Raw genomic sequence first — 9,404 nt, 5'->3', positions numbered from 1 at the left:
ATTACTGACAAAAATTTGCTCAAATAAACTTCGAGTAATTTCTACCATCAATCAATGAAAATAATTTCGATCGATCAATCAGTAAAAATCCACACAAGTTGTTCTTCATAATCTCTTAATGATCTTCCTAACATCTCGTCAATGCTAGAAGCTGGACTTCGATAAACTTAACAACTCAACGCTTCGCGTTTCGTTCGTTTCCGTCTATCTCGTCGGTATGGTGCTCATTATAGGGCAATTTCTTACACGTGCAAGTGCTTTTCACTCACAAAGAACACGAGTGTTTTATTTTTATGCACCATTATGGTTCAAAAAACACACTTTACTCACATAAATACATGATATTTATTACAAATATCATGTAAAATATTTTTCCTATTTTGTGTGCTTAGTTTTTTACAGGTGCTGCTTTAATCACCACACTCTGTATAACTACTGGGTTTACAGGGACATTCTGATGCATTCCATAGTTCGCAGTTGGAACTTTTACGATTTTATCGACGATATCCATACCTTTAGTGACCTTACCAAAAACAGCATATCCCGCATTCATTGCACTTTTATTGAGAAAGTCATTGTCTGCAACATTAATAAAGAACTGACTACTTGCTGAATCAGGATGATTCATCCGTGCCATTGCCAATGTGCCGCGCTTATTGCTCAAGCCATTACTTGATTCATTCTTAATAGCCGCTTTTGTTGGCTTCTCCTGCATTTTGACATCCATGCCCCCACCCTGAACCATAAATCCAGGAATCACGCGATGAAAGATCGTGCCGTTATAAAATTTTTCTTTTGCATAGCTTTCAAAGTTTTTAGCTGAGATAGGTGCCTTGTCATTGAATAGCTCAATTTCAATATTGCCTTGAGAGGTTTTCATTTCGACAATAGTATTGGCAGCAAAACTGCTTAAGCTCACACAGCCAAGTGCTGCGGTAAATAAAATCTGTTTTAACATTTGCTAACTCTTCTGGTTGATCTCGTACTTGTTATTGACTGTATATTAGTCTTTGATGATTAAAAAGTAATTATTCTGCCATTATTAAAACGAGAACAATGATGACGCAAATAATACCGTCGGACACTGCATTGACACATTTACCGCCTTGGCAACTGCGTGGCGATGCTTTTATTTTGAATTATTGGATCTCTCCGAGTTTTATCCAACAAGCGCAGATGTTCCGTTTAGCGACATCGCCTTTAGGTCGTGTGGTTCAGGTGTTATTGGTCCGATACCATGATTCACCTGTGGGCCCTTATGACGAATTGCTAATTTTAGATCACCCTTTATGGAGTAAGAAAAGGTTAAGTTCGATTCCTAAGATTTATGTTTCGACAGATATCTCTGTCATTCATGGTCAAAAACTCTGGGGTATTCCTAAAGAGTTGGCAAAGTTTGAATGGCAACAACATGACAATGAAGTGGTCTGTACTATAGAAGTTGAACAACACAAAATGCAGATCCGTTTAAAAAAATCACGTTCACAGCGTTCTTTCTATATTAATAGTCATCATATCCCTGCAGCGATGTTGCAAATCAGACAAGCGTGGGAAGGTAAGCGTTATCAATTTTCACCGAAGTTTCGTGGACGGCTCTCTAAACTGAAACAGGTAGAATGGCACAACACACAGGACATTTTTCCAAATTTTTCTGAAGCACGATTATTGCAAAGCTTTTATATCCCAGAATTTAGCCTCGTTTTTCCTGCTGCAAAAATCCAAGATAAATAACCCAATAAATAAAAACCCAGTGTTTCACGTGAAACACTGGGTTTACTTTATATAAAGGAATGATTAGCTACGTTTATCCCAAAATTTACGGAACTTCGTACTGATCTCGATCACGTATTTTTTAGCTCGGTGCGAAACCGGGGTTAAGTTAATAAAGCCATGGGTTTGATCGGTATATTCTTGATAAAACACTTTCACCCCTTGCTGACGGAGTTTATGCGAATAAATTTCACCTTCGTCATGTAAAACGTCATGCCCTGCTGTCACGATATACGCGGGTGCGATACCTGCCAATTTTCCATAGGTTGGTGAAATTAATGGATCATCTAAGGCCACTGCATGTTGTTCTGCATATAAAGCCGTTACGACATCAATATCTTTTTCAGTCAGAACTAGACCATCTTTATAAGCATAGAAAGATGGGTGGCGACTCTTGAAATCCACTACTGGGTAAATTAATAGTTGAGCTTGCGGGGCAAAAACTTTTTGAGCACTGCGCTGTGCAACCGCAGTAGCAATATTGCCGCCTGCACTATCCCCTGCCACCGCAATTCGATTTTTTAGAATTTTAAACTGACGACTATTTTGATAAGTCCAAGCCAATGCATCTTCACAACTTTGCATTAATTGAGCTGGGCTGGCTTCTGGTGTTAAAGGATAATCAATACTTAAAACTTGTGTTTTGGCATGCACAGCCAATAAACGACAAACTTCATCATGCGTGTCTAAACCACCCACCACAAAACCACCACCATGATAAAACACGATCATCGGTAATTTTTTATTTGGAGCAGGATGATAATGACGCGCAAACAGCGTTGCACTTTGTAAAGGTAGACGTATATCTTGCACTTGTTTCACAAAGGTCGGCTTGGTCTTGATCGACTCCATCTGTAAATCAAATAATTTACGAGACTTCACATAGTCTTCGGTCACAAAGCCTGACTTACCTTGCTTGAGTTGAGCCGCCATCATGCATTTCACCAGCGGATCTAATTCTGGAAAAATAAACGGATAATCGAGACGTTTTGCGAGGCTTTCTTTGGCAAAGTTAGGAAGACGATCAAGTAACCGAGCAGCCGTACCTTGGCCTTTATCTTTCATATTTTTAAGTGATTCATTCAATGCAAACATGCTCTATCCTTCGAATTATGCTCTTCATACTTTCTACATGATCTAGGTCAAATGTGACCATATTCACATATAAGTCTCAACATCGACATACATAGTACAGACCTAGTTAAGCTAATCTTCTTTTATAGAGTTGTCATTGACAATTTACCCAAGTTTTATGGGTTGATTATGCTAACCCATTCTCGATAAAGGATACTCACCATGGCTAAAAAGATCATCCTTCTGTCTTTTGCGACTGCTTTTTTGGCTGTAGGCTGCGTAGCATTCCCTGAAGATGGTTACTACGATGGACGTTATGATCAACGTTATGACCGCCGTTATGATAATAATGATCGACGCTATGATAATCGTTATGATCGCCGTTACGACAGTCGTTATGAACAAGACCGCCGTACATGGGAACGTCAGCAACAACAACGTAATCGTTTAGAGCTCGAACGTAGAAAGCAGCAACTTGACCAGCGTAACTGGGAACAGAATCGTAAAAATCAACAAGAGTGGGATCGTCGTAAAAACGAACTCGAACGTCAACGTCTAGAACAACAGCGTAAATACTCTGAAGCTGAACGTCGTAAACGTGCTGAACAAGATCGTCAAAAAGTCAGCAAAGAGCGTCAGCGCTTAGAAGAACAGCGCCGTAAAGCCAGTCAAGATCGTAGAAAACAAATTGAGCAAGAGCGCAAAAAAAATATTCAAGATTTAAGAAAGGCATCAGATCAACAACGTAAAGCGGCTGAAGAACGTCGTCGCGCGTGGGAAAATCGCCGTTAATTGTTGTTTTTGCAGATCGGTTAAAAGTAAAAAGCTCATCTACATGATGGGCTTTTTTTTCGTTCACTAAAAATAGAAAAGATAAAAAAAAGCAATAGAAAAGAAAATAGACAGAAGAGGCATCCTATCTTCTGTCTATTCTTGACTGCCTGTTGTTACAGGTCAGAGAGCATTAAACAATCTTATTGCTGAATTGTAGGTTGTGGTGCAGGCGCAGATTGAACTTCAGCACCTTGAGCTGATGGATCTGCTTGAACCACAGCACCCGATTGCTCTGTCGTTACAGATGCTTCAGTTGCAGACGTTACTTGTGCGGTTTCTGGAGATTCTACAGTTTCTTGAGAAGTACAACCTACCGCAGCTAAACCAAAACCTAAAACTGCGACAGCGAATAAACCAATTTTTTTCATCTTCATTATTTCCTTCATTGAATCATTAAAAGCAAAGCTCAACTTTGCCCGAGTCATAATGGAAAATAATTCTGTGAAGTTCCCACCTTCTGAGTTGTACTTTGTACGAGGCACGGTACAGCTTATGAAATGTTTTATTAATCAGGCAGTTTTCTTTTATATTGAGGCTTTACATCATTTTTTTAACTCAAGTGCTTTGTTTTTTATTAAAAAAATAAATATAAATGATTTTTGAATAAAGCGTGATCACAGCTTTTGAATACAACAAAGTTCAACAAAACTTGCAACTCAGTTACTTAAGTGGCTGTTTTTATAAATTTCATGCAAAAAAAAGCCTGCTTATGAGAGAAGCAGGCCATGAAAAACACATTTGAAATAAATTAAGAAACTACAGCGATAGAATCTGAAACAAAGAATACTGTGCTGATCATTTTTTGTGAAATATTTAATAAAACTGATACTAAGAGTTTTTATGTATAAATATTAACCACTATTTTTTGAGGCAAAAAAAATGCTGATTCTTGGGAAATCAGCATGGAAAAGTGTTTCTAAAATCTAGAGGTAGTCACCATATCCCTCTCTCCAGTGGATATGGTCACTTCCGATAGATAAATTATGCAAATTTTCAGGCACAAAGAGAAACCGTTAAAATTTATGATGAAAATCTATAAATCCGATCAAAATATGATTATACATTCAAATCAATAATTTATATTTTCATAGAATTTAATTTTGCAGTCGATATTTTGCTGAAAAACCATTTATTTGAATAAAAAACTGCATTTAATCGCTGACTTCGCTTGAATTTTTATCCCCTGCCCCGATTTCTTTTATTAATCATGAATTCAAAACGCATGGCAGTTACGCATCGATGTCGTTTGAACGCACAGCTATAAGGACTGAACATGTTTAAGAACCCATTTAAACGGAGTAAATCAATGGCGACTGAGCAAAACCAAGACGCTCAAGATCTTCAACAAGAGCAAGCAGAACAGCAAACTCAAGCTGAAAACGAGCAAGCTGAAGTTTCAGTTGAAGATTTACAAGCACAAATCACCAATTTAGAAGAAAGCTTAAAACTTGAAAAAGCACGTACTGCAAATGCCGTATATGAAGCGCAAAAAAGTGTAGAACGCATTCAACGCGAATCTGAAAAGCATAAAGATACTGTGCTGGAAAAATTTGCAAAACAATTGCTTGAGTCAGTTGATAACCTTGAACGCGCGATTGCTGCGGCAGGTGATGAAAAATCAGGTTTATCTGAAGGTGTAGAACTTACACTGAAATCATTGCTCAGCACTTTAGAAAAATTTGGTGTGGTTGCTGTGGATACTGCAAATGGTTTCAATGCAGATCTTCACCAAGCTGTGGGCATCGATCCAAATGCCAAATCGAATGAAATTGGGACAGTATTGCAAAAAGGCTATAGCTTAAACGGTCGTCTATTACGTCCAGCTATGGTTATGGTTGGTGCATAAACCCAAATTTTCTGAGACGAATTAAAAATTTTAACCAATATTACTTGAAATTTTTTGATTGGCTCTCATATCGGATAACAAGTAAATCCCTTTTTATTTCCCTTTGAGAAAGGGAAGAGTTTGGGAATAAAAGAATTTTAGAGGAAACATCCAAATGGCGAAAATCATTGGTATTGACTTAGGTACTACAAACTCTTGCGTAGCAGTACTTGAAGGCGACAAAGTAAAAGTAATCGACAACGCTGAAGGCGCTCGTACAACCCCATCTATTATTGCGTATAAAGATGGCGAGATCCTTGTCGGTCAATCTGCTAAGCGTCAAGCAGTGACTAACCCTAAAAACACATTATTTGCAATCAAACGTTTGATCGGTCGTAAGTACCAAGACCAAGCTGTGCAAAAAGATATCGGCCTTGTACCTTACAAAATCATCAAAGCTGACAATGGCGATGCTTGGGTTGACGTAAACGACAAGAAACTTGCACCACAACAAATCTCTGCTGAAATCTTGAAAAAGATGAAAAAAACAGCTGAAGACTACCTTGGTGAAACAGTAACTGAAGCGGTAATTACTGTTCCTGCGTACTTTAACGATGCTCAACGTCAAGCGACTAAAGATGCAGGTAAAATTGCTGGTTTAGATGTTAAACGTATCATCAACGAACCAACAGCTGCTGCACTTGCGTTCGGTATGGACAAAAAAGAAGGCGACCGTAAAGTTGCGGTTTACGATTTAGGTGGTGGTACTTTCGACGTATCAATCATTGAAATCGCTGACCTTGATGGCGACCAACAAATCGAAGTGTTGTCTACAAACGGTGATACATTCCTTGGTGGTGAAGACTTCGATAATGCATTAATTGAATACTTGGTTGAAGAGTTCAAGAAAGAACAAAGCGTAAACTTGAAACAAGATCCGCTTGCACTTCAACGTTTAAAAGAAGCTGCTGAAAAAGCAAAAATCGAGCTTTCTTCTTCGAATGCAACAGAAATCAACCTTCCATACATCACAGCAGATGCGACTGGTCCTAAACACTTAGTGATCAACGTGACTCGCTCTAAACTTGAAGGTTTAGTTGCTGAATTGGTTGCTCGTACAATTGAACCATGTAAGATTGCACTTAAAGATGCAGGTCTTTCAACCTCTGACATCTCTGACGTAATCTTGGTGGGTGGTCAGTCTCGTATGCCACTTGTACAACAAAAAGTACAAGAGTTCTTCGGCCGTGAGCCACGTAAAGACGTGAACCCAGATGAAGCTGTAGCGATGGGTGCTGCGATTCAAGGTGCAGTACTTTCAGGTGATAAAACTGACGTACTTCTTCTTGACGTAACTCCATTGACTCTTGGTATCGAAACAATGGGTGGCGTGTTAACAGCAATCATCGAGAAAAACACCACGATTCCTGCGAAGAAATCTCAAGTGTTCTCAACTGCTGCTGACAACCAACCTGCTGTAGACATTTCAGTTTACCAAGGTGAACGTAAAATGGCTCAACAAAACAAATTGTTAGGTAACTTCCAATTAGGCGATATCCCACCTGCTCCACGTGGTGTGCCACAAATTGAAGTATCATTTGACATCAACGCTGATGGTATCTTGAAAGTATCTGCGAAAGACAAGAGCACAGGTAAAGAGCAATCCATTCAAATTAAAGCTAACTCTGGTTTGAGCGATGCTGAAATTGAAGCGATGATCAAAGATGCTGAAGCGAATGCTGAAGAAGATCGTAAATTTGAAGAATTAGCGAAAGCACGTAACGAAGCTGATGCACTTGTTTCTTCTGCTCAAAAAGTAGTAAAAGATCTTGGTGAACAGGTAACTGCTGATGAGAAATCTGCAATCGATGCTGCTGTAGCTGAGCTCGAAGCAGCGACTAAAGAAAACGATGTAGATGCAATCAAAGCGAAAACTGAAGCACTTCAAAACATCATTATGCCGATCACTCAACGTGCTTATGAAGCTGCACAAGGTCAAGGCGGTGCTGAAGGTTTTGATCCTAACGCTTTCCAAGGCGCTGAAGGTCAAGCTCAAAAAGCAGATGACGGCGTTGTAGATGCTGAGTTCACTGAAGTTAAAGATGACAAAAAATAATTTGTCGCTTTAACCGAGTTTTTCAAAGCTCAAAAAGACCGCGCGAAAGCGCGGTTTTTTTGTGGATGATTTTATCTGCATCAGGCAATATTCAAATAACACGCTTAAGCTCAAACAGCCACATTCTTCTCGACTGCCAATCTGTCTAAACTTAGATTTGCATAGCGCTAAATTTCGGTTAAATTAATGTAAAATAATCAAGTTTTGCGACGCTATGCGTTTGATTTTAATTATTGTTGTCATCGTTTTGAGTACTTGGTGGATCTTTCAAACCAAGCAGCATCCTCAACTGAAATTTAATTCAATTTCAGATCGACTTTTACACCCTCTCGATACCCGACTGCGTTATCGGGTTGCTGATGTCGATCCGCGTTTTGGATTAAGCCAACAACAAGTCATTCAACTTAGCGAAGAAGCCGCAGAGATATGGCATAAAGGAACACTCAAACCATTATTTATCTATGACCCAAATGCACAACTGGCAATCCATCTAATTTATGATGATCGTCAAGAACAATACAATGCCTATAAGCAAGTCCAAAATACCTTAGCCGCAGATAAAGCCCGTAATGATTTATATGCCGAGAACTTAGCAAATTCGAGAAAAGGTCTGGAGATGAATGAGCAACAGCTCCGATCAAAACAAGCCATGATTCGTGCGGAAATCGCACAGCTGTCGCAAGAACGTATGAATTGGAGCCGAATAGAGCATACACAAGGCCCCAATATGCAACGCGTTGAAAGAGAACTTGAGCAAGTTAAAGCACAAGCGATGCAATTAGACCAAGAAATAGATCGATTTAATCAGCAAAATGATCAATTTAACCAACAAGTCTCAAGCTATAACCAGCAAATCGATCAATATAATGCAGGCGTGATACAAGCCAGTCAGCGCTTTCCTGCACGAGAGTTCCATAAAGGTGTCTTTATGGAGGATCAGATTCAGATTTATCAATTTGATGCCGAAGATGATTTACGCCTCACCCTTGCCCATGAACTCGGACATGCTCTCGGCTTATCTCACCATAATGACCCTACTGCATTAATGTACCCAATCTTGGGCGCGCAACAATTAGAAAACTTTAAACTAATGCCAGCAGACCAAAGCTTACTGTATTATCGCTAGTGTGCCCTGAGCATAAAAAACCATACAATTTATAAGGATATTGCAGGATTCACCAACAAAAATCAGCATTTCATGTTATTGTTGATCTGCAATAATTCCCTTATATCAATGACATCTTCCGTGGAGAGCAATGTGAGTTACTACCATATCTTAATTGAAGTGAATGACCACATCAGCACGATTGAACAAACCCGTGATATTGAGCTTTTTGATATTACCGAAATTCAACCTTATCTCCATGCGGTACTTTTACCATTTTTTAATGAGCAACTCATTGAACTCGAAGACGAAAATCTTGAGTTTAAAGATGTCTTGCATTTACAAGTCAAACAAACCCTTTTGCCGATCCGTGACCTCATCGAAGAAGAGCAACGCCTGCTTCCGAGTGATACCGATGTCACCATTACAGCTTATGAAATTTTTAATAATTATCAATTGAGTCAAGACGTAACTACAGTGATTTTAGATCTGTTAGAAGCGCTTAAATTTGAAGCCTAATATCGATTTTAAACATTAAAAAAGCCCTCAAAATGAGTAATGCCAGTCAGTTAAGAGATTGACTGGCTTTTTCTTGGGTATTTTTGAGGTTTTCCTTTTACAACCCTTGGATAACTCCTCACTCTTCTCTCAGGTATAACATACCGATTAGATTTCTCCAT

General features: G+C 39.0%; 9 protein-coding genes. 6 read left to right on the top strand and 3 right to left on the bottom strand.

Translation table 11 applies throughout. The annotated features are described in order from the left end of the window. Positions 1 to 388: 388 nt before the first annotated feature. Positions 389 to 958 (bottom strand): peptidylprolyl isomerase, encoded by a 570-nt coding sequence (locus FTU37_RS15765; RefSeq protein ID WP_180005529.1) that lies wholly within the window; start codon positions 956 to 958, stop codon positions 389 to 391. A 101-nt stretch (positions 959 to 1,059) separates the two neighbouring features. On the opposite strand from FTU37_RS15765, the gene FTU37_RS15760 reads away from it, so the two are divergent. Next, positions 1,060 to 1,731 carry an acetoacetate decarboxylase family protein gene (locus FTU37_RS15760; RefSeq protein WP_180027167.1) on the top strand — a complete coding sequence of 224 codons (672 nt, stop codon included), beginning with the start codon at positions 1,060 to 1,062 and terminating at the stop codon, positions 1,729 to 1,731. A 63-nt stretch (positions 1,732 to 1,794) separates the two neighbouring features. Here the strand turns inward: FTU37_RS15760 and FTU37_RS15755 are convergent, their stop codons facing one another. Continuing rightward, positions 1,795 to 2,865: an alpha/beta hydrolase gene (locus FTU37_RS15755; RefSeq protein WP_180027164.1), complete on the bottom strand. Its 1,071-nt coding sequence runs from the start codon at positions 2,863 to 2,865 to the stop codon at positions 1,795 to 1,797. A gap of 201 nt (positions 2,866 to 3,066) precedes the next feature. Between FTU37_RS15755 and FTU37_RS15750 the strand changes: the two genes are divergently transcribed. Next, positions 3,067 to 3,636, top strand: a complete 570-nt coding sequence (locus tag FTU37_RS15750) for a hypothetical protein (protein WP_168379529.1) — start codon at positions 3,067 to 3,069, stop codon at positions 3,634 to 3,636. A gap of 182 nt (positions 3,637 to 3,818) precedes the next feature. Here the strand turns inward: FTU37_RS15750 and FTU37_RS15745 are convergent, their stop codons facing one another. Further along, entirely contained in the window at positions 3,819 to 4,046 is a 228-nt protein-coding gene (locus FTU37_RS15745; RefSeq protein ID WP_252725869.1) for a hypothetical protein, read from the bottom strand. A 938-nt stretch (positions 4,047 to 4,984) separates the two neighbouring features. On the opposite strand from FTU37_RS15745, the gene grpE reads away from it, so the two are divergent. From grpE to FTU37_RS15725, 4 genes are all read left to right on the top strand, one after another. After that, positions 4,985 to 5,524 carry a nucleotide exchange factor GrpE gene (grpE, locus tag FTU37_RS15740; RefSeq protein ID WP_111885723.1) on the top strand — a complete coding sequence of 180 codons (540 nt, stop codon included), beginning with the start codon at positions 4,985 to 4,987 and terminating at the stop codon, positions 5,522 to 5,524. 154 nt (positions 5,525 to 5,678) lie between these two features. Beyond that, on the top strand, positions 5,679 to 7,619 hold the full coding sequence (gene dnaK / locus FTU37_RS15735; protein WP_180124627.1) for a molecular chaperone DnaK: 1,941 nt from the start codon (positions 5,679 to 5,681) through the stop codon (positions 7,617 to 7,619). A gap of 214 nt (positions 7,620 to 7,833) precedes the next feature. Next, on the top strand, positions 7,834 to 8,745 hold the full coding sequence (locus tag FTU37_RS15730) for a matrixin family metalloprotease (RefSeq protein ID WP_180042176.1): 912 nt from the start codon (positions 7,834 to 7,836) through the stop codon (positions 8,743 to 8,745). Between the two features lie 120 nt (positions 8,746 to 8,865). Then, a complete protein-coding gene (locus FTU37_RS15725) occupies positions 8,866 to 9,243 on the top strand; it encodes a hypothetical protein (RefSeq protein WP_168379524.1) in 378 nt (125 codons plus the stop codon). The last annotated feature ends 161 nt before the right edge of the window (positions 9,244 to 9,404 follow it).

This window comes from Acinetobacter sp. YH12097, from assembly GCF_013419225.1.
Lineage (GTDB): Bacteria > Pseudomonadota > Gammaproteobacteria > Pseudomonadales > Moraxellaceae > Acinetobacter > Acinetobacter amyesii.
The sequence above is the reverse complement of the archived record's forward strand: the minus strand, read 5'-3'. Positions and strand labels throughout refer to the sequence as shown.

Bases quoted from the DNA above. Each gene is read 5' to 3' on its own strand.
- FTU37_RS15765 (WP_180005529.1), bottom strand. From the start codon at position 958: ATGTTAAAACAGATTTTATTTACCGCAGCACTTGGCTGTGTGAGCTTA.
- FTU37_RS15760 (WP_180027167.1), top strand. From the start codon at position 1,060: ATGACGCAAATAATACCGTCGGACACTGCATTGACACATTTACCGCCT.
- FTU37_RS15755 (WP_180027164.1), bottom strand. From the start codon at position 2,865: ATGTTTGCATTGAATGAATCACTTAAAAATATGAAAGATAAAGGCCAA.
- FTU37_RS15750 (WP_168379529.1), top strand. From the start codon at position 3,067: ATGGCTAAAAAGATCATCCTTCTGTCTTTTGCGACTGCTTTTTTGGCT.
- FTU37_RS15745 (WP_252725869.1), bottom strand. From the start codon at position 4,046: ATGAAAAAAATTGGTTTATTCGCTGTCGCAGTTTTAGGTTTTGGTTTA.
- grpE (WP_111885723.1), top strand. From the start codon at position 4,985: ATGGCGACTGAGCAAAACCAAGACGCTCAAGATCTTCAACAAGAGCAA.
- dnaK (WP_180124627.1), top strand. From the start codon at position 5,679: ATGGCGAAAATCATTGGTATTGACTTAGGTACTACAAACTCTTGCGTA.
- FTU37_RS15730 (WP_180042176.1), top strand. From the start codon at position 7,834: ATGCGTTTGATTTTAATTATTGTTGTCATCGTTTTGAGTACTTGGTGG.